Origin of the sequence: Kitasatospora sp. MAP12-44 (genome assembly GCF_029892095.1) — a bacterium.
Classification (GTDB): domain Bacteria; phylum Actinomycetota; class Actinomycetes; order Streptomycetales; family Streptomycetaceae; genus Kitasatospora.
In genome coordinates this window covers 8303317-8322180 of the sequence record NZ_JARZAE010000004.1, presented here as the reverse complement: position 1 = coordinate 8322180, position 18864 = coordinate 8303317, and the positions used below count along the sequence as shown (strand labels likewise).

General features: G+C 72.7%; 16 protein-coding genes. 2 read left to right on the top strand and 14 right to left on the bottom strand.

The features are described 5' to 3' along the window. Positions 1-17: 17 nt before the first annotated feature. A complete protein-coding gene (locus P3T34_RS37415; protein ID WP_280670927.1) occupies positions 18-1490 on the bottom strand; it encodes a phosphatidylinositol-specific phospholipase C domain-containing protein in 1473 nt (490 codons plus the stop codon). A 244-nt stretch (positions 1491-1734) separates the two neighbouring features. Here P3T34_RS37415 and P3T34_RS37410 point away from each other — a divergent pair, with 244 nt between their 5' ends. Further along, positions 1735-3060 carry a glycoside hydrolase family 18 protein gene (locus P3T34_RS37410; protein WP_280670925.1) on the top strand — a complete coding sequence of 442 codons (1326 nt, stop codon included), beginning with the start codon at positions 1735-1737 and terminating at the stop codon, positions 3058-3060. A 71-nt stretch (positions 3061-3131) separates the two neighbouring features. Here P3T34_RS37410 and P3T34_RS37405 read toward each other — a convergent pair whose 3' ends face one another. The 12 genes from P3T34_RS37405 to P3T34_RS37350 all read right to left on the bottom strand — a co-directional run bounded on the left by P3T34_RS37405 (position 3132) and on the right by P3T34_RS37350 (position 16634). Beyond that, entirely contained in the window at positions 3132-3656 is a 525-nt protein-coding gene (locus P3T34_RS37405; RefSeq protein WP_280670923.1) for a pyridoxamine 5'-phosphate oxidase family protein, read from the bottom strand. Between the two features lie 122 nt (positions 3657-3778). Next, a complete protein-coding gene (locus tag P3T34_RS37400; RefSeq protein ID WP_280670921.1) occupies positions 3779-4831 on the bottom strand; it encodes an SDR family oxidoreductase in 1053 nt (350 codons plus the stop codon). A gap of 84 nt (positions 4832-4915) precedes the next feature. Beyond that, positions 4916-6163: a beta-ketoacyl-[acyl-carrier-protein] synthase family protein gene (locus P3T34_RS37395; protein WP_280670919.1), complete on the bottom strand. Its 1248-nt coding sequence runs from the start codon at positions 6161-6163 to the stop codon at positions 4916-4918. A 44-nt stretch (positions 6164-6207) separates the two neighbouring features. After that, positions 6208-6477 (bottom strand): acyl carrier protein, encoded by a 270-nt coding sequence (locus tag P3T34_RS37390; RefSeq protein ID WP_280670917.1) that lies wholly within the window; start codon positions 6475-6477, stop codon positions 6208-6210. Between the two features lie 44 nt (positions 6478-6521). After that, positions 6522-7808: an aspartate aminotransferase family protein gene (locus P3T34_RS37385; protein WP_280670916.1), complete on the bottom strand. Its 1287-nt coding sequence runs from the start codon at positions 7806-7808 to the stop codon at positions 6522-6524. Further along, entirely contained in the window at positions 7805-8320 is a 516-nt protein-coding gene (locus P3T34_RS37380) for an SRPBCC family protein (protein ID WP_280670914.1), read from the bottom strand. The genes P3T34_RS37385 and P3T34_RS37380 overlap by 4 nt, the downstream gene beginning before the upstream one ends. Further along, the gene (locus P3T34_RS37375) at positions 8307-9566 is read right to left on the bottom strand and encodes a GNAT family N-acetyltransferase (protein WP_280670912.1); all 1260 of its coding nucleotides are present in this window, start codon (positions 9564-9566) and stop codon (positions 8307-8309) included. The genes P3T34_RS37380 and P3T34_RS37375 overlap by 14 nt, the downstream gene beginning before the upstream one ends. Then, entirely contained in the window at positions 9563-10699 is a 1137-nt protein-coding gene (locus tag P3T34_RS37370; protein WP_348534735.1) for an acyl-CoA dehydrogenase family protein, read from the bottom strand. Before P3T34_RS37370 ends, P3T34_RS37375 begins: the two co-directional genes overlap by 4 nt. Before the next feature lie 57 nt (positions 10700-10756). Further along, the gene (locus P3T34_RS37365; protein WP_280670908.1) at positions 10757-12001 is read right to left on the bottom strand and encodes a cytochrome P450; all 1245 of its coding nucleotides are present in this window, start codon (positions 11999-12001) and stop codon (positions 10757-10759) included. Between the two features lie 238 nt (positions 12002-12239). Further along, positions 12240-13136 carry a YhjD/YihY/BrkB family envelope integrity protein gene (locus P3T34_RS37360; protein WP_280670906.1) on the bottom strand — a complete coding sequence of 299 codons (897 nt, stop codon included), beginning with the start codon at positions 13134-13136 and terminating at the stop codon, positions 12240-12242. A 67-nt stretch (positions 13137-13203) separates the two neighbouring features. Then, on the bottom strand, positions 13204-13803 hold the full coding sequence (locus tag P3T34_RS37355) for a DUF308 domain-containing protein (RefSeq protein ID WP_280670904.1): 600 nt from the start codon (positions 13801-13803) through the stop codon (positions 13204-13206). 143 nt (positions 13804-13946) lie between these two features. After that, positions 13947-16634 (bottom strand): MXAN_6230/SCO0854 family RING domain-containing protein, encoded by a 2688-nt coding sequence (locus P3T34_RS37350; RefSeq protein ID WP_280670902.1) that lies wholly within the window; start codon positions 16632-16634, stop codon positions 13947-13949. Positions 16635-16983: 349 nt separating this feature from the next. Between P3T34_RS37350 and P3T34_RS37345 the strand changes: the two genes are divergently transcribed. After that, positions 16984-17544: a Uma2 family endonuclease gene (locus P3T34_RS37345; protein WP_280670901.1), complete on the top strand. Its 561-nt coding sequence runs from the start codon at positions 16984-16986 to the stop codon at positions 17542-17544. Positions 17545-17635: 91 nt separating this feature from the next. Here P3T34_RS37345 and P3T34_RS37340 read toward each other — a convergent pair whose 3' ends face one another. Next, positions 17636-18763, bottom strand: coding sequence for a helix-turn-helix domain-containing protein (locus P3T34_RS37340; RefSeq protein WP_280670899.1), 1128 nt, complete (start codon positions 18761-18763; stop codon positions 17636-17638). Between the last annotated feature and the right edge of the window lie 101 nt (positions 18764-18864).

Below are 18864 nucleotides of genomic sequence, written 5' to 3'. Positions count from 1 at the left end.
CCTGCCTCGACGGCGGGTTACGGCAGCGCCCACCGCTGGGCGCCGGTGCCGTTGCAGGACCAGATCTGCAACCGGGTTCCGTCCACCGTGGTGGAGGACGGGTCGTCCAGGCACATCCCGGACTGCGCGCTCACCAGCGCGCCGTTCGCGTTCGCGCTCCACTCCTGGTTCGCGCCGCCGTTGCACGGCCACAGCTCGACCGCGGTGCCCTGGCTGGTACTTCCACCGGTGACGTCCAGGCACTGGCCGTTGATCCGCAGCGTGCCGTCGGTGGCCGGACGCCACTGCTGGGCAGCGGTGCCGTTGCAGGAGTACAGGTCGACCGCGGCGCCGTTGGCGGCCGAGTCGCCGTAGTCGTCCAGGCATTTGCCGGGGATGCCCGAACTGACCTGGCCGGTCCGCCAGATGCCCGGGTTGCGGTCGATCAGGCCCGCGATCACCGCCCAGCCCGGGTAGTCCATCCGCAGCACGCCGGTCTTGCCCGCGCCGCCCGCGTCGAGGTAGTCGAGCAGGTGCTGGTTCTCGCCCTCGCCACCCAGGTAGCCGCCCGCCATGTCGGCCGGATCGGCGCCAAACGGCGCGCAGTTGGCCGAGGTGTAGGTGACGTAGAGGGCGCCGGTCCGGTCGGCTGCGGCGTTCGCGAGGTTGGTCTGCGCCTCGTTCCACTTCTTGCCGAGGTCGCACTGCGTCCAGTCGTTCTCCACCGTGCCACCCGGGCCGCCGCCGGTCAGCTGGGTCAGGCCGAAGCCCGGGTAGATCTCGCCGACCGGGCCGGTGAAGTCGGTCAGCACGATGTGACCGCGCACCTGGCCCAGCGTCGGCACGGCGGCGGTGCCGCTGCCGGTGACCGTGGGCGCGTAGAACAGCCCCGGGTAGCGGGCCAGATAGCCATTGAAGACGGCGATCCGATCCGCCTGGGTGGTGTTCGACGGATCGTCGGCGCAGTGGCCGATGGAGGCCGTCCCGCTGCCGCCCTCGGTGGTGTCGGCGTCGCACTCGCCGTGCAGGTCCATCATGATCGTCTCGCTGGGATTCGCGCTCAGGAAGGCCTGCGCGTGCGTCAGCACATCGTCGAAGTTCGCGTTCTGGTAGACGTCGGTGTGGTGGATGACGAACGCGCCGCCGATCACCCGCACCCGGATGTCGATCGCGCGGATCCCGGCGTCCAGCTGCGCGGCGAGGGTCGCGGCGCTGTCGCCGTGGTCCTCCTGCGCCTCGTACGCCCAGGGGGCCAGACCGCCGTGGATGGCGAGCGTGTCGTGCGTCCCGGGGATGGACATGGCCCCCAGGCTCGTCCCGTCCGGCACCTGGCCCATCCAGCCGGGGTGGCTCTGCCCCGTCAGGCTGTTGAAGGCGCTGGACGACGAAGTCGGCTGCGCGGACGCGGGGGTGGGCGCGGCGAGCAGCGCGCCGGTCGCGGCCGCCAGTGCGGCGGCGACGGCAACGACGGCCTTGGCGGCACGTGGCGGGCGTAAGGCGGGGATGCGCACGGGGATCCTCCTGGGGCGGGGAAGCGGGACAATCGCACGACCGCGTGGTCGGCCGTGCGATTGTCCGCCCCGGACGCCGGCAGCGGAAGGCCGCCTTCGTCATTGACCCGGCGGGCGGCGGACTATACCTTCCCTCTCATTGGTCTATGCCAATAGCTTCGTCATGCCCTTCGTCACGCCCTCCCTGCACCTCCCGCGTCCCCCACCGCCGCTCCCGCTCGCGGCGCCCGCCGAGGAGAGTCCATTGCCAGCGATCCGCCGCACCGCCGTCCGCCGCACCGCCGTCCGCAGAGCAGCCGCCACCGCTGCGGCCGCCACCTGTGCCTTCGCCCTGCTGGGCGCGGCCCCCGCCGGTGCCGCGCCGGCGCACCGGGACGGCGGCCAGAAGGAACTGACCGGCTACTTCACCCAGTGGGGCATCTACTCCGGCTTCATGGAGAAGAACCTGATCAGCACCGGTGAGATCAACCACCTCACCGAACTGGACTACGGGTTCAGCGACGTCACGGCAGGCGGCCTGTGCGGCAGCGGCGACAGCTGGGCCGACTACCAGCGCCCGTTCTCGGCCACCGAGTCGGTCGACGGGCAGGCCGACCAGGCCGGCCAGGCGCTGCTCGGCAACTTCAACCAGCTGCGCGAACTCAAGGCGAAATACCCCAAGTTGAAGATCGTGATGTCGATCGGCGGCTGGTCCTGGTCGGGGCGGTTCTCCCAGCTCGCCGCAACCGCGGCCGGCCGGCAGAATTTCGTCGCCTCCTGTGTGGACCAGTACCTCAAGGGCGACCTCCCCGGCCTGCCGGCGGGAGCCGCCGCCGGCATCTTCGACGGCTTCGCGGTCGACTGGGAGTACCCGGGCGAGCCGGGCAACGGCAACCCGTACGGCCCGCAGGACACCCCGGACTACACGGCGCTGATGCAGGAGTTCCGCCAGCAGGAGACCCAGGCCGGCCAGGCCGACGGCACGCACTACCTGCTCACCGCCAACACCTCCGCCAACCCGGCCTACGCCGCCAAGCTGGAGCTGGGCAAGGTCGCCAAGGTGGTCGACTGGTTCAATGTGATGACCTTCGACTACCACGGCGGCTGGGAGGCGACCGGGCCCACCGACCTCTCCTCCGCGCTGTTCCAGGACCCGCGCGACCCGAACCCGGCCAACGACCGGTACAGCGTCGACCAGGCGGTCCAGTACTACGAGCAGCAGGGCGTGCGCCCCGAGCAGATCGGCCTGGCCATCCCCTACTACGCCCACGAGTGGAGCGGCGTCGCCCCCGGCCCGAACGGCGATGGGCTCTTCCAGCCCGCCGCCGCGGGCGTGCCCGGCACCCCGGACTACAACCAGGTGGTCACCGCCCCCGGCGAGACCTACTGGGACCCGCTGGCCGCCGAGCCCTACAAGTACGACCCCGCCGGCGGTGTCTTCTCGACCTACGACGACCCGGCCTCGGTCTGGATCAAGGGCCAGTACATCCGCGCCAAGGACCTGCGCGGCACCTTCGTCTGGTCGATGGACGGCGACACCAGCGACGGCAGCCTGACCGCCGCGCTGGGCGAGAGCCTGAACGGGCACTGATCACCCCCGCCCACCCTGGCAGCAGCGCCGCGGGACCTGCGGGGCCCGCGGCGCTGCTCAGCCGGCGAACCTCAGTCCTCGAACCGCCACCGGGTCGCGCCGTAGGGTTCGGCGGTGGCGACGCCGAAGACGGTCCTGATCCGCATCCGGTACAGCTCCCATGGCGGCGGACCGGCGCTGGGAGCGTTGAACGGCGCGGTGAAGGCGGCACCCTCCACCTCGGCGGGCCACCCCGCCGCCTGATAGACGGCCGCGAGCCTCTTCAACGTCTCCTCGTCGGTCACCCGCGCGGCCTCGCCCTCGGCCACGAGGTCGATGCCCTCCAGCTTTGCCGAGAAGGTGCAGGCCGGGTTCGCCGCCAGGTTGCGGGCCTTGCGCGCGTCAGGGCTGCTGGTGAAGTACAGGTCGCCGTCGAGCCACGCCGCCCCGATGCCCGCGGCGCACGGGCGGCCGTCCGGGCGGACCGTCCCGAGGAAGGACGTGACAGCCGGGCTCGGCATGGAGACCCGGAGCGCGTCGTCGGCTCTGCCCCACGGCAGCGCCGGATTGCCATAGCGGTCGAGGTCGGTCACCTCGACCGGTTCCCTACCGGTCATCGCCCATCACTCCTTCGCGAGGCTCTCCCACCGCTTCCCCCAGCTCGCGTACCCGCACGACCACCCGCCACACCGGCAGGGTTTCGCCCTCGCCCGTACTGCGCGCACGGCTGTCTCGCCGCTCAGCAGCCGACCTTGGCCAGCAGGGTCCACGGCTCGGGGCGGGCCAGCGCCAGGCGGGGTCTGGTCGCGGCCCAGTAGCGGACGGAAGCCGCCATCACCGCCGCCGGGTCCTCGACCGTCCAGGTGGGCTCGAAGGGCTCGCTCATGCTGGTGTAGCTCTGGAACATGGCGAGCAGCTTCACGGCCTGGCTCTGGATGGGCGAGAGGTACTGGTCGGCGAGCGGCCGGAAGAAGCGGTCCCAGCTGTCGCCCGAGACCAGCGGCGGCCGCTCGATGGGGGCGACGCCCTGGGCGGTGCGGCACTCGTTGAGGGTCGTGCAGACGACGTCGAGCAGTTCGTCGAGGGTCAGGCTGCCGCGACCGCCCGCCAGCACCTCGGTGCGCGGGCGCGACGGAGGCGGGCAGAGTACGGCGGCTGCGAGCACCGTCGCGACCTCGTCCACCGGGCTGATCTCGGCGTAGCCCGCCGGATCGCCGACCACCACGGCGGCAAGTCCGGAGACCAGCGCCTGGAGCAGCGTGTAGGGGCCGGAGAAGCGGGCGATCGCGCCGCTGCCCCGCCGCCCGACCACCAGCGGCGGGCGGACCAGCGTCAGCGGGCCGGGGTGCTCCTCGCGGGCGAGCTCCTCGCACTTCGCCTTCGACCACTCGTAGCCGTTGCGGTACCCCTCGAACTCGGCGCCGCGCAGGTCTTCGGGGTTGCGGACGCCGCCGACGTAGGCGGTCGAGACCTGGACGAGGTGGGTGTCGCGGTCCGCGAGGGCGAGGACGGCGCGCAGCGGGTCGATGTTCGCGGCGACCGCCTCGTCCCGTGCGAGGGTCCAGCGGGTGCTGGCCGCCGCGTGCACGATCACGTCCCAGTGGCCGGCCAGGGCGGCGGGCGGCGGCTCGGCGCCGATCCTCCAGCGCACCAGGGACTCGTCCTCGGCCCGCCGGGCCACCCGGACGAGGGTGTGGTCGTGCCGGCCGCCGTGCTCGCGGGCCGCGCTGCGCAGCCGCTGCACGAGCTCGCTGCCGATCACACCGGTCGCACCCGTGAGAAGGACTCGCATGGCTTGGTCTCCGTCGCTGACTGGTTCGGTTTTCACTGTGCGGGGGCGTTTCACTGCGCGGGGCGTTTCACTGCGCGGGGCGTTTCACGGCGCGGGGGCGAGGACCAGGCAGGCGTTCTGGCCACCGAAGCCGAAGGAGTTGGACAGCACGTGGGCGGGCGGGACGGCGCGCGGCGCGCCGCTGACCAGGTCCACCAGATCGGCCTCCGGGCTGCTGGCGAGGTTGGCGACGGGCGGCACCACGCCGCGGGCGGCGCAGAGCAGCGCGAGCGCGGCCTCCACCGCGCCGGAGCCGCCGATCAGGTGGCCGGTCACGCCCTTGACCGCGGTGACCGGCGGCGACTGGCCGTCGAAGCAGCGGTAGATCGCCCGGGCCTCCGCGCGGTCGCCCGGCAGCGTCGACGTCCCGTGCGCGTTGACGTGGCCGATGTCCGCGGCGGAGAGTCCGGCGTCGGCGATGGCCTGGCGCATGCAGCGCGCGGCGACCTCGCCGTCCTCGTGCGGGGCGACGATGTGGAAGGCGTCGCAGTTGTCCGCGTACCCGGCGATCTCACCGTGGATCACGGCGCCGCGCGCCTGGGCCGCGTCCCAGCGCTCCAGGACCAGGACGGCCGCCCCCTCCCCCATCACGAACCCGTCCCGCTCGGCGTCGAAGGGGCGGCTGGCCAGCGCGGGGGCGCCGTTGCGGGTGGACATCGCCCGCATCCGGGCGAAGGAGCCCATCACGACCGTGGTGAGCGCCGAGTCGACGCCCCCGGCCACCGCCACGTCGAGCTCGCCGTAGCGGATCTTGCGGGCCGCCTCACCCAGCGCAGTGGTTCCGCTGGCGCAGGCGCTGGAGTAGGTGGTGCAGGAGCCCTGGAACCCGTAGCGCATGGCGAGGCGGCAGGCGGGCGAGTTGGCCATGGTCCGCGGGACCGTGTGCACTGGCAGGTCCCGGGGCCGCGCGGCGTGGCTCAGGGTGACGGCCTCCATGCTCGGCAGTCCGCCGATCCCGGTGCCGATCTGCACCCCCACCCGCTCGGCGGGCTGGCCGGTGGGCAGTTGGGCCCCGGCCACCGCGTCCGCCGCCGCGCAGAGCAGCAGCTGAGTCGTCCGGTCGACCTGGCGCGACTCGCGGCGGGTCAGGTAGGCGTCGAGGTCGAACGGCGGGACCAGGCAGGCGAAGTGCACCGGCAGGTCCTGCTCGACCAGCCGGTCGACCCGGGTCGCGGTGGACTTGGCAGCCAGCAGCGCCGCGAACACGGCCTCGAGCCCGTTGCCCGCCGGGCACTTGACGCCGATGCCGGTGACGGCGACGCGGTGTCCGCCCGAGGGGTGGCGGCCGCTCACTCGGCCGCCTACTCGGTCACTCACTCGGCCGCTCGGTCGGCCGCTCACTCGTTGCCCGCCGTCCGGATCCGCAGCAGGCGGGTCTGCAGCAGATCGATCGCGTGGCCCACACTCTGAGCCGTCGTCAGATCCTGCAGCTCGATCCGCAGTTCCAGCCGCCGCTCCAACCGGGCCCCGATCTCCATGAGTTCCAGACTGTCGATGCTGTAGTCCTCCAGCAGGCTGGTCCTCTCGTGCACCTCGGCCGGCTCCGTGCCGAGCACGTCCGAGATCACCGTCCGGACCGTCAGGGCCAGTTCCTCGCGAGTGGGCATGTCGCTCCTTCCGCCGCGCTCGGCGACAGCTGTGCTGGGTGGGGTCAACTGGCGCCGCCTGCCTGCACGGTGCGCTCGGCCACCGCGATCGCGGCGTCGAGGATCCCGGCCGCCTGCGCCACGTCGGCCGACGTGCTGATCAGCGGGGGCAGCAGGCGTACGGTGGTGGGGCGGCTCAGGCAGGGCGATACCAGCAAGCCCTCGGCGGCCAGCTCGACCACCACCGAACCGGCGGCCTGCGGGGTGCTGAAGTCGATCCCGCGCAGCAGCCCGCGGCCGCGCACCTCGCGCACCACGCTGGGATGCCGCTCCCGGATCCCCTCCAGCACCCCGTCCAGCTGGAGGGACAAGTCCCGTCCGTGCTCGGCCAGTTCCTCGATCGCGTCCAGCGCGGCGGGCAGCACCGCGCAGCTCAGCGGGTGGCCGCCGAAGGTCGCCGAGTGCAGGAAGGGGTCGGCGGCCAGCGGGGCGTACAGCCGCTCCGAGCACAGCAGCGCCGACAGCGGGGCGACGCCGCCGCCCAGCGGCTTGCCGAACAGCACCGCGTCGACCGGCAGGCCGTCGGCGAGCGCGACCGAGCGCTCGCCGCACCGGCGAAGCCCGCACTGGATCTCGTCGGCGATCACGAAGCTGCCGTGCCGGGCGGCGTCCTCGCACCACTGCCGCAGCACGTCGGTGGCCAGCGGCAGGGCGCCGTTCTCGCCCTGCACCGGTTCGAGGACGACCGCCGCCACCTGGCCGCCGGCCACCTCGCGCAGCACCGCGTCCGGGTCGTCCGGGTCGATGTGGACGACGTCCGCCACGCAACCGAGCAGGCCGACCCGGTAGAGCGGGTTGTGGGTCAGCGCGAGCGCTCCGAGCGACTTGCCGTGGAAGCCACCGCGGACCGCCAGCACCCGGGGCCGGCCGGTGGCGAGGCGCGCCAGCTTGACGGCGACCTCCACCACGTCGGCGCCGTTCAGTCCGAAGTAGACCTTCGGCAGCACGTCGCCCAGGTAGCCGGAGAGGCGGGCGGCCGCCTCGGCCGCGACCGGATTCGCCAGGCTCCGGGTGGAGGTCGGCATGGCGTCGAGCTGTCGGCGGACCGCCGCGACCGCCGCCGGGTGGCGGTGCCCGAGCAGGGTGACCGCATAGGAGCCGAAGTCGAGCACGGTACGGCCGTCGGACAGCGTCACCCTGGCCCCCGCCGCGGACGCCTCCACGGCGCCGCGACCGGCGAAGCTCCCGGTCAGGGCGAGCTTCGGGGAGAGGTGGCGGCGCAGCCGGTCGAAGACCTCGGCGGCATCCGGGGCGTCGGCGACGACCGGAGCGCTGCTCTGCGTGGTCGTCACCGGACGGCCGCCTGATCGAGCAAGTCCTGCTCGGGCGACCGCTGCTGGAGCGGGCGCTGTTCGGGCGACTGCTGTTCGAGCAGCCGCTGTTCGAGGGCCGCGAGCATCTGGGCGGCGCTCTCCCGCAGCGCGTCGGCCGCCACCGGGTTGAGCATCTCCGCGAGCAGCGGGATGCCGATGTCGAAGTCGACATGCAGCGATACCGTGCTGCCGCTCCCCGGCCCGGGCCGCACCGCCCAGTGGCCCACGAACTCCCCCAGGTCGCCGCTGACTTGCTCGAAGTCGAAGCGACGCGCCGCATGGTCGATCAGCTCCGTCTCGGTCCACTGCAGGACCGAGCCCTTCAGCCGGACCGCCCATGCGGTGGTGCGGTGCGTGTCGTCCGGCTGGTCGACGATCTCGACCGAGTCGACGCTCTCCATGCAGTCCGGATATTTCAGCACGTCCACCACCGCCGCCCAGGCCTCCTCGGGCGGCACCGCGATGCTCAGATCCACTTCAACACGTGGCATGACGGGTCCTCTCTTCGTGGCATTCAAGCGGCTGTGCGACGGGTCGCGGCACGGCTCGCGGGACGGGCTCCGCCGTGCGTGGCGGGGCGTTCGGGCCCAGGGCCTCGGCGCGTGCGGCGGCCAGCGCCGGCGGAAGCAACCGCCGCAGCACGGCGCGCGGCAGCGGGCGGACGTGCGTCATCGCGTACCACTGCTCGACCAGCGAGCAGCCCAGTTCGAGCTTCGGCTGGTACGCGGTCTGAGCGAAGCGGATGTGGCGGCAGCCGGTGGCCATCGCGAGCCGGATCGCCGCGTAGTGCAGGTTGTGGTAGAGCCGCGCCTCGTGGGCGACCCGGTAGTCGAGGCCGATCCGGGCGCCGGTCGCTCCCGAGCCCGCGAAGAGGCAGAGCAGGAAGGCGACGGGCTGCTCCCCCTCGAAGCAGACGACCAGCCGCCGGCGCAGGCCGGCACCACCCTGCACGGCGGCCAGGAACGAGGCGTCGAGCAGATCGAGCGTCTGGTCGGCCCGGTCCATCACCTGCCGGTAGAGGGCCAGGAGTTGAGGCAGCAGGTGCCCGAACTCGTCCAGCACCTCGATCCGCAGCTCGCTGCGGGCCTCGAACTTGCGGATCTTGCTGCGCGCGTTGCGCCGCGGCTTGGCCGGGAGGCCGGCCAGGTAGTCCTCGAACGAGGGCTCTCCCAACGGGAGTTCGGTATCGGGCAGGCTCGGTACGAGGAAGAATCCGGCGGCCGCCAGTGCCGGACGCAGGGGGTCGAGATCGGCCGCGGCGAAGTCCTTGAACACCACCGTGCCCAGCCGCTCGCGCCGCGCGAACTCCAGCACCGCTGCCACCAGCAGCCGGCCGACCTCCGCACCGAGGGGGCCCGCCGCAAGGACGTGCCCCTGCCCCAGCAGGTTGCCGCAGAACAGCATCGGCACCCGCAGCAGCCGGGGGAAGACTCTGCGCACCGGTGCGAGCAGGCGCCGCTCACGCGGACCGACGACCCGGTCGAGTCGCAGGTCACGGAACAGGCACAGCGGCAGCACGGCCACCACCTCGCCGCCGCCGCGACGCACCACCAGGTAGGCGTAGCGGTCGGGCCCGACCCGGCCCTGCTCCAGCGCGCTGAAGACGCCCCGGGACCACATCGGGTCGTCGGCCGGGACGAGTCGTTCCCAGAGGTCACCCGGCAACTCCTCGATGCTGCGCAGCACTTCGACGCGGTAGCCGTACTCCTGGCCGGCCTCCGGCTCCACCCCGCTCACCCGATCCGCAGCGGGCGGCCGTCCAGGAAGTCCCGCAGCGGGCGGGCCATCCTGGTGCGGGCCGGCGGGTGGAAGGTGAGGCCGACGGCGGCCGCGGCCAGATACGAGCCCTCCGGGGATCCGATGAACGCCATCCCGCCCAGCGCCGCCAGGCAGGCCCTGGTGGTGTGCGCGATCGCGTCCTGCGCGGCATAGCGGGCGGTCAGTGCCTGGACGAGCAGCGCGTCGCTCCACTCCTCGTCTGCCATCGCGCGCGCGACCGCCTCGACCGCGAGCATCGCCGCCTCGACCGCGATCAGGAAGGGGGTCGGATCGTCCTCCCCGCCGCCCCGGCGCCGCAGCGTCCGCTCCACGAGCGCGCTGGCCATCCCCAGGTAGCCGGCCGTCAGCAGCACCTCGAACCAGAGGAACCCCGCCACATTCAGCGCGTCCGGAACGGCGTCGGCGGTGACCTCGGTCGGCACCACCATCTGCGGGTCCAACTCGACGTCCGTGAGCACGACTTCGTCGCTCTCGGCGCCCGCCAGGATCGGGGTTCCCCAGAACGGCCGCACCTCGATCCCCGGGGTGGCCGCCGGGATCAGCGCGACGGCGAGGCGGTCCACGCCGTCCTCGCCGGTCAGCACCACAGAGGCGGTCAGCAGGTCCATGGAGCGCGAGAGACTGCACGGCATCTTGCTGCCGTTCAGCACGATCCGGTCGCCGCGCCGCTCGGCGGTGATGTGCGGCGCGAGGATGTTCTGGCCGGCCCGGCCCTCGGCGAACCCCGAGGCCACCAGCATCCGTTCCTTCGCGATGGCCTCCAGCAGCAGCCCCTCCAGACCGCTGCCGTACTTGGCCGCCTCGACCAGACCCGCGATCGAGAAGTGGTGCATGGTGCTGGCCACCGCGAGCGAGGGGCAGCGGGCCCCCACCGCGCGCTGCACCCGGACCGCCTGCAACGCGCTCGCCCCCGAGCCGGCGTTGACCGCCGGTACCAGCAGCCCCGGGCCGCCGGCGTCCCGGAACGCCTGGATCGCCGGGCTGGGCGAGCACTCCAACTCCGCCAGCGGGTACCGTGCGAGCGCCTGGTCCAGCCCAGGCATGAACGCTTCGAGCGCGGTGCGCTCGCGATGCAGGAAGTTCACGTGCATGTCCTTCGAGAAGCGAATTGCGGGGGAACCGGCTCCGGGTCGGGCTTGCAGCGACCGCTAGCCGGTGGTGACCAGCGGGAGGCTGTCGAACGAGCGCAGGCAGGCCGACTCCCGCCGCACCGGCGGCCCGGCGAGCGCGAGAGCGGGGAATCTGGCGACCAGCCGCCCGAGCAGCACGGCCCCCTCCAGCCGGGCCAGCGCCGCACCGAGGCAGTGGTGCGCCCCCGCGCCGAAGCTGAGCACCCGGACGTCCGGCCGCCGCACCAGGAAGGCGTCCGGGTCCGGATACCGCTGCGGATCGCGGTTCCCGGCGCCGAGCACCGCCGTGACGCTGCCGCCGGCCGGGACCGCGACCCCGCCCACCTCCATCGGGCGGGCGGCGAGGCGCTCCGTCATCAGCACCGGCCCGTCCCAGCGCAGCGACTCCTCCACCGCGCCGGACAGCAGGCCGGGATCGGCTCGCAGCAGCGCCAACTGGTCCGGGTGGGTGAGCAGCGCGAACACCGAAAGACCGAGCAGGCCCGCCGTCGTCTCGAAGCCCGCGACGAAGACCAGCAGCAGCAGGTCCACCAGCTCATGCTCCGTCAACTTCGCCTCCCCGGATCCGACTTGGGCGAGCAGGGTCGACGCCAGATCCTCGGTCGACCTGGCCCGCCGCTCGCGCAGCAGGGCGGCGAAGTACTCGCGCAGGGCCAGCACCGCGTGATCGGCGCGCTCCCAGTCCGCCGCCGTCCGCACCGGCTCCAGCAGCCGCCCCGCGCCCTGCCCCAGCAGGTGGAACTGCGCCTGGTCCTCGCGTGGCACACCGATGAGCTCACCGACCACGGCGACCGGCAGCGGATACCCCACCAGCGCCTGGAAGTCCGCCGCACCGCCGTCCGACGACAGGTCGGCGAACCGGTCGAGCAGCTCATCCGCGATCTTCTCCACGCTCGCCGACAGCGCCGCGACCCGCCGGGCACCGAACGCCCCGAGCAGCGGCCGCCGCAACCGCTCATGGCCGACCCCGTTCGTGCCGAGCAGCGAGGAGTAGAAGAAATCCGCAGCCGGATACCCCACCCACTCGGGCCGCTCCCGGACGAGCCAGTCCCGATCGGGAACCACGAAGCCGGGGTCGGCCAGCGCGGCCTGGCAGTCGGCGAACCTGGTCAGGAACCTGGTCCCCAGAGTCTCGTGGCAATAGGCGGGGTCAATGCTTCTGAGTTCCGCGAGCGGGGCATAAGGGTTCCCCCTGGCCTCCGCGGCGAAAGCCGACAGCAGAGCCGCCTCTGCATTCACCGGGCTGTCCAAGGTTCCGTCCACCGAACTCGCTCGCCTTTCGACCGCGGCCGTGCATGCGCGCGTGCATGCCGCATTGATGCGGACGGGGACCGGTAGGTTCGTCAACGTCCGAATTCACCCTACCCTTTGCCGCCCCGCAAATACACCCATGCCGACTATTCTCGAATATCATTCGATATGCGCACGGCGGTCATTTTTATATCAACTCAGAATTTTATCTTCTCGTTTCCAGATTGCTCTGTCCGCTCCGACCGCTTTGTCAGGGACGGTGCCTGCGGTCGTCGCGATCGCGGCGGGTGGACAACTGCCGTCGGGTGGAGCGCCAGCGCGATCGCATCTGGTCGACCAGGTTGTCCCACTCGCGCCGCACCTCGTCGTCGGCGGGCCGCTGCCCCTGGCGGATCCGGCCGAGCTCGTCGGTCACCTCGCGCCCCAGCGCCGCCGATCCGACCAGCACCAGCATGGCCCCGAAGAGCGCCGAGATCATCGCGAGGACCGCGCCCACCGCGCCGTAGCGGGTGGCGTAGGAGTTGAAGAGATGCGGAAGGTAGACGGTCGCGCCGACCGAGTAGACCGAACCGAGGACCGCCGCGAGTACACCGAACGCCAGGAACTCCCGCCAGGCAACGCGTTTCGCGCAGAGCACCCAGCCGCTCCAGACCAGGAACACCGCCGTCAGCGGCACCTCGCACACCGCGGCTGCCAGCTGAAGGCGCCCACGGCCCAGAACGACCTGGATCCAGCCGGAGACCAGCAGGTAGGCCGTGAGGCCGAGGACCCAGCGCAGGCCGTTCGGCGTGTTGCGCATGCTGAGCGGCTTGAGCTCCCAGGTCTGCTCCAGCAGCCGCTGCGCGGCCCGCGTGAAGCTCAGCGCCGAGAGCACCAGGAACACCGACCCGAGGACGCCCAGGCTGGTGGCCTCCCCGGCCGGCTCGAACAGCTTCCTGACCGCCTCCGCACCGCCCCCGCTGAGGCCGTAGCGGTTGACGATCCGGTCCGCGATGTCCTGGTGTCCGGAACGGCTCAGCACGATGCCGCTGAGGATCGTGAGCGGGATCAGCGCGGTCAGCGCGCTGGAGGCCAGGGCCATCGAGCGGTCGAAGCCCGCGATCCGCTGGAAGCGGTTGAGGACGCGCAGCGCGAACGCCGGACGCAACCAGAACGTCAGGGTTCTGGTGAGGCGCTCGCGCCCGAGGTGTGCCGTCCGGGCCGTCCCGCCCTCCTCAGGGCTCGCGCGGCAGCGTCCGGCGCAGCACCGAGCGCAGCATCAGCGCGACGCCGGCCTCGACCAGACCGAGCAGCAGCAGCCACACGCCCAGCAGGCGGGCGAGGGCGACCGCCGACTCGACCGGGTAGCTGAGGACGAAGATTCCGGCGACGGTTCCGAGCAGGCCAACGAAGATCGACAGCCCTCGGGAGGGCAGGTCGCGCTCGGTGAGCGCCACGAACAGGGTGACGACTCCGCCCACCAGCCAGAAGACGCCGACGACGAGGGCGAGCAGGGCGACCGTCTGCACCTGGTGCCGCAGGCACAGGACGCCGGCGATGATCGACAGCAGCGACAGGAACACGTACATGGCGCGGGCGCCGGTGGTGGACCCATCGTGAGAGAAGGCTGTCACGAAGCGAGCGACCCCCGCAACAAGCAACTGCAGGCCAATGATGATCGCGACGACCCGGGTGGTCTCCTCCGGCCAGCAGAGCAGCACGATCCCCGCGACGATCGTGAGCACGCCGAAGCCGAAGGCCCACTGCCACGACTTCCCCAGACCGGCCAGGAGATCCTGCGGGTCCTGTGCGGCTGATTCGAGTGGTGTAGTCATGATGTCGACTCCCTCGATGACCGGACGATGATGACCGGACGACCGGACGACCTGCGCGCACCACGTCCGTCCACTCGATCATCGCCGCGCGCCGCCGCGCCCGCAACGCACCGGATCGCCACGCGGGGCTCACAGGCCCCGGGTCAGGCCGACGGCTTCAGCGCGCTCACCACGTCGGCGGCCGTGAGCAGCCGGACCCGGCTGGACTCGATCGCCGACGGGTACAGGGCGTAGACCTCGGCGCCCGGCGCCAGCCGCAGGTCACCGCGAACCAGATAGGCAAGTTGAGCGGGCGTCGAAGCCAAGGCCTGCTCGGCACTCCCCTGCTCGCCACTCCCGTCGTGGTCCGGCGAGGAGATCCGGGCCGCGAAGGCCGCGACCTGCTCGCCCGCACGGCGGTCGTACCGGGTGGCGGAGCCGTCGACGTGGCGGACCAGCACCGTTCGGGCGCGGGTGGCAGCGTTCCACACAGCCAGCTCGCCCAGGCCGACGCGGGCGCCCGAGCTGTACAGCGCGGTCAACTCACGTGCCAGCACGGCCAGTTCGTCCTGGTGCCGGTGGACCGCGTGGTCGGTACCGGTGACACCGTGGACGACATCGAGCCAGCGCAGGGAGCGGGCCGCCGTGTCGAAGACGAACGGCACGCTCGTCCGCGCCCGGCCGACCAGGTCGAACCGCTGCTCCACCGCCCGGGGATCGAAGACGGCCCCCACCTCGCCGGCCTCGGAACGCACCAGGACACCGGCGAAGGCCTCGGCCATGTCCTCAAAGGCGACATTGTTGTACGAGAAGCACACCGCCACGACATAGCGCACGCCGGCCCCGGCGAGGAGGTCCAGGTCCAGATCGGCGAACTCGCTCGCGCCGTCGGGCGGCGGCGCGCTGGTCAGGTCACCGGAGTGGACGGCTCCCGCGTCGGCGAAGCGAAGCGCGGTGTAGTCGCAGGTACCGAGGTGCTGCCAGTCCGCGTCGAACATCGCGAGTGCGAGGTCCAGGTCCACCCGCCCGTGCTCCTCGTCCTCCATCCAGTGCACGAAGAGGCGCAGCGAGCGGCCCGCCGGCACGGGCAGCTCGCTGCCGCGTGGCAGGGTCAGCAGCGCGCGGGAGGCCGTCCGCTCGGCGAAGGGCGCGAGGATGCCGTCGAGTTCGGCGTCGATCACGGCCAGCTCGACGCCGCCCGCGCACCCGGCCCGACGCGCGGCCTCCTCGGCCAGCACCCGCACGGCCTCCTCCACCGCGGCGGCCGGCACCGGGGCGCGCTTGTCGGCGATGATGTGCGCCTTCGCGGTGCCGCCCTTGGGGAAGAAGACGCGGTGAGTCGCTGTCGGCCCCCGGCGGGCGCGCAGCGCTCCGAGTGCCGACAGCAGCACCGCCGGGGAGACCCGCGGCGCGGCCGCCCGCGTCGCGGCGAGCACCGCCCGCGACTGCTCGGCGTCACCGCCGGCCAGCCGCAGCATCAGGTCCAGCCGCCGCAGCAGCTCGCCCGGGCGCTGGGTCAGCTGGGCGAGCGCCGCGGGAAGGTCCTGCTCGGCCAGCGCCCGCTCGACCTGGCGGCCCCAACTCGGCAGCACGACCCGTCCCCGGGCATCGCCGGCGCCGTCGGGCCCACCGGAACCGTCGGATCCACCGGAACCACCGATCCGCGCTGCGGCGCGCAGGGTGTCGGAGAGGCTGTCCTCGCTCAGCCGGGTCTCCCTCAGCGCGGCAACAGCAAGGGCGGCGCGCGGATAGCGCTCGGCGTACTCGAACACGTGCAGCTGCTCGGCCAGCCGCAGCCAGCGGCCGCGGTGGCGGCGCATCTCCTCCGCCGCTGTGGTCGGATCACAGCGGTCCAGGGCGGTCAGCAGAGCGCGCCGCAGTGGTCGGTGCAGGCCGCGGATCCGCGGACGGGTCAGCAGGCCCGCGTCGCCGCCGGACAGGACCGAGGCCAGCCGCAGTACATCGGTGGCCGTGGTCAGGTGTTCGGTCACCACCGGAAGCGCGAGGTCCCGGCTCCGCGCATCCGACAGCAGCCAGCCGAGCACCAGCGCCTTCGTCTCCCGGCCGGGGATCTCCGCGGGCAGCCAGGACAGGTCGGTGCGGCCGGCCTCGGCCAGCAGCACCAGCAGGTCGTCACGGTCCTGCGGGCTGAGCGCGCCGGACCGTTCGAACAGCGTGGCGAGCTCCGCCAGCACGGCCGCGGTGAGCTCGGCTCCGCCGCCACCGAACGCCAGAACACGCAGCCGCTGGGGCAGTTCACGCTGCGGATCGGCGGCCGTTCGGGGGCTGGCCGGCTGCAGGAACGGGTCGTCGGGATCGATCCGCCGGTGGCAGATCGGGCAAGCGGAGAAATCGCCACCGTCGAAGCACGCACGGCAGACCAGATGCGCGCAGGGCGCGACCGCGTGGACGAACCCCAGCTGCCCGCACAGGACGCACGGCTGCTCCGGCTCCTGCAGCAGGACCGAGAGGACCCGTCGCAGGTAGAAGTCGAAGGTGTCGGCGGGTATCGACGCGGGAAAGTCGCGGAAGAGCGGCAGGTGCGCGCGGTCCGCGCCGAGAGCGGCATCGAGGTCGGCCAGCAAGCCACGACCGGCGACCGAAAGGCCGGTGTCCGTGAGGGAAGCGAGCGCGTCCCGCAGCGATCCGGACAGCAGGTAGCCGCGGTCGAGCAGGTCGGCCTCCAGCAGCGCCACCCCGCTCGCCCCGCTCGCCCGGCTCGCGGACGCCGCCGCTCCCGCTCCCGCCGCCGCGGTCGGCAGGTGGACGACGCCCCGTCGCGCGAGGAGCACAGCCCCCAGGCTGCGCGCCGCCATCGGCGCACCGGGCGTGGTCGTCACAGTCGTGGGCACTCGTCGATCCCCCTCCGGGGAAGGGCCTGCGCCTGGGCACCGGCCTGGGTGTGGAAAGTCCCGCCGGGCCAAGAGGCCGGCGGGACCGAGACGTTGAGGTGCGGCGGGGATGGAGCGCGCTCGTGTCATAGAAAGAAGAGAGGAGAAGGAAGCACCCTCAGGAGCCGCCGCACGCCTGTGAACATACCAGCGGAACGACCAGGCCGTCTCCCGAGATTCGGCGCACCGCACCAACTCGCACCCGCACCAACTCGCGCCCGCGACGCGGCTCCCGGCCGAGCCGCCCCCGCAATCCCCCATCGAGGTGCCACCCTTGACACGCCGAACCCGAAAGAGAGGAGGACCGCGCATGACCACAGCTCATGAGGACTACAGCAACGTCGCCGACCCCGAACGCGCCCTCAAATACGCCGTTCAACGCCTCGCCGGAGACCGCGCCGAGATCATCGAGGGAGTCATCACACCCATGTCCCCGTCCTGGGCGCACGAGAACGCCGCCGATGTGATCCGCGAACAGCTCGGCCCCCGCATGCGTGCCCTGGGCCTGCGCGCGGGCTCCGGCAACCTCGATCTCCCCCAGTCGGAGAACTGGTACATCCCCGACCTCGCCGTCGTCCCGGCCGAACTCGCCAAGACAGAAGGCGCGTTGCTTCCCCACCAGACGCTTCTCGTCGTCGAGATCACCTCCCCGACCAACGCCGACACCGACCGCATCGTCAAGCGCCGCCGCTACGCCCAGTACGGCGCACCGCTCTACCTGCTGGTGGACCGCCAGGCCCGGACCTGCACCTTGTTCTCGCAGCCCGGCGGACACCTCGGCTACACCCGCGTCGAGGGCCCGCACCCGTTCGGCACGAGCGTTCGACTTCCCGAGCCCTTCGACCTGGACCTCGACACGACCGACCTGTGACGGCTCGCCGCGGCTTGCTCCCGGCCGGGGTCACGCAGGGCGTGCAGCACCAGCAGGTCGGTGCCGGTCGGGTGCGGCGGGACGGGCCGGGTCATGGAGCGGTCTCACGTGGCATCGGGGTGGGGGTGGCCCGGCCGGCGGGGGCGGCCGCGGCGTGTCCGGCGCCCCGTCCGCGGGCCCGCGCGACGATGTCGCCGCCCTGGACGCGGACCGCGTACTCGGTGGCGTCGTCGGCATCCGGTACGCCGACGGCCGCGGCGAGTCGGGCGCGGTCGTCGAGGACGAGGTGCAGGCGCGGCCAGGCGTCCGGTGCGAACGCGCGCCGCAGGCAGTGGGCGAAGTCGCCGATCCTGAGCTGCACGAGGCGTCCGGTCTCGGCCGGGTCGCTCGTCACCACGGCCACGGTGACGCGGTCGCCCGGACGGGCGGCGCGGACGATCTCCTCGGCGGCGCCCAGTCGGCTGGTGCCGAGGACGGCGATCACGCCGTCCTCGGCGAAGCCGACCCGGCGGCCGGTGAGCAGCTCCGGCAGCTCCTCCGGCGGCGTCCACGGATCCTGGCAGGCTCGCGCGGAGCGCACGTACGGCAGGTGCGGCGGGTCCCAGCTGTCGGCCAGCTGGAGCCCGGCCAGGTGCTCGCACGCGTGGGCCACGTCGAAGGGGTCGCCGGAGCCGAGCGCGCTGCCGGCCAGCGGGCCCGGACCGTTCAGCAGCCGCAGGACCAGCTCGGCCCGGCGGACCTGCCGCTCCCTCGCAGCGCCGGCGGGGAGCCGCGACTCCAGCGCGAGCGCCAGCAGCAGCGCCTCAAGGCGGGTGACCTGCGCGAGCGCTCCGAGGGCCGGCTCGTCGTCGACCACACCGCCCAGTTCGCCGAGCCGCACCCGGCGGAACGCCGGTACGTCGTCGGTCAGCGGCAGTTGGTGGAGCCAGGCGCGGGCGAAGGCGCCCAGCGCCGCGGCCATGGACGGCGGCGCCGGCGGCGGCTCCTCGTCACCGGCGCCGGGCTCGACCCGGTCGACCTGGTCGACCAGCACCGCCAGGTAGAGCGCACGCTTGCTCGGGAAGTTGGAGTACACCGCGCCACGGGTCAGCTCGGCGCGCTCGGCGATCCGGTCGACTTTCGCCTCCGCGTACCCGCGCTCGCTGAACTCCGTCCGCGCCGCGGCGAGCACCGCCGCGCGGGTCTGCTCCTGCTGCTGGGCCCGACTCAACCGCACCATGGGTGACCTCCTTCCCTCACCTCAGCAAGATACACCGAGCATCCCGATGATGTCGGCATCTGGGATTTGAGAGTCCGCTCACGCCGCCCGCCGCCCGGCAG

What these genes read in the sequence shown, in the direction of transcription:
- P3T34_RS37345 (WP_280670901.1), top strand. Translation starts at nt 16,984, where the DNA reads ATGACCACAGCTCATGAGGACTACAGCAACGTCGCCGACCCCGAACGC.
- P3T34_RS37380 (WP_280670914.1), bottom strand. Translation starts at nt 8,320, where the DNA reads ATGCCACGTGTTGAAGTGGATCTGAGCATCGCGGTGCCGCCCGAGGAG.
- P3T34_RS37370 (WP_348534735.1), bottom strand. Translation starts at nt 10,699, where the DNA reads ATGCACGTGAACTTCCTGCATCGCGAGCGCACCGCGCTCGAAGCGTTC.
- P3T34_RS37390 (WP_280670917.1), bottom strand. Translation starts at nt 6,477, where the DNA reads ATGCCCACTCGCGAGGAACTGGCCCTGACGGTCCGGACGGTGATCTCG.
- P3T34_RS37405 (WP_280670923.1), bottom strand. Translation starts at nt 3,656, where the DNA reads ATGACCGGTAGGGAACCGGTCGAGGTGACCGACCTCGACCGCTATGGC.
- P3T34_RS37340 (WP_280670899.1), bottom strand. Translation starts at nt 18,763, where the DNA reads ATGGTGCGGTTGAGTCGGGCCCAGCAGCAGGAGCAGACCCGCGCGGCG.
- P3T34_RS37355 (WP_280670904.1), bottom strand. Translation starts at nt 13,803, where the DNA reads ATGACTACACCACTCGAATCAGCCGCACAGGACCCGCAGGATCTCCTG.
- P3T34_RS37400 (WP_280670921.1), bottom strand. Translation starts at nt 4,831, where the DNA reads ATGCGAGTCCTTCTCACGGGTGCGACCGGTGTGATCGGCAGCGAGCTC.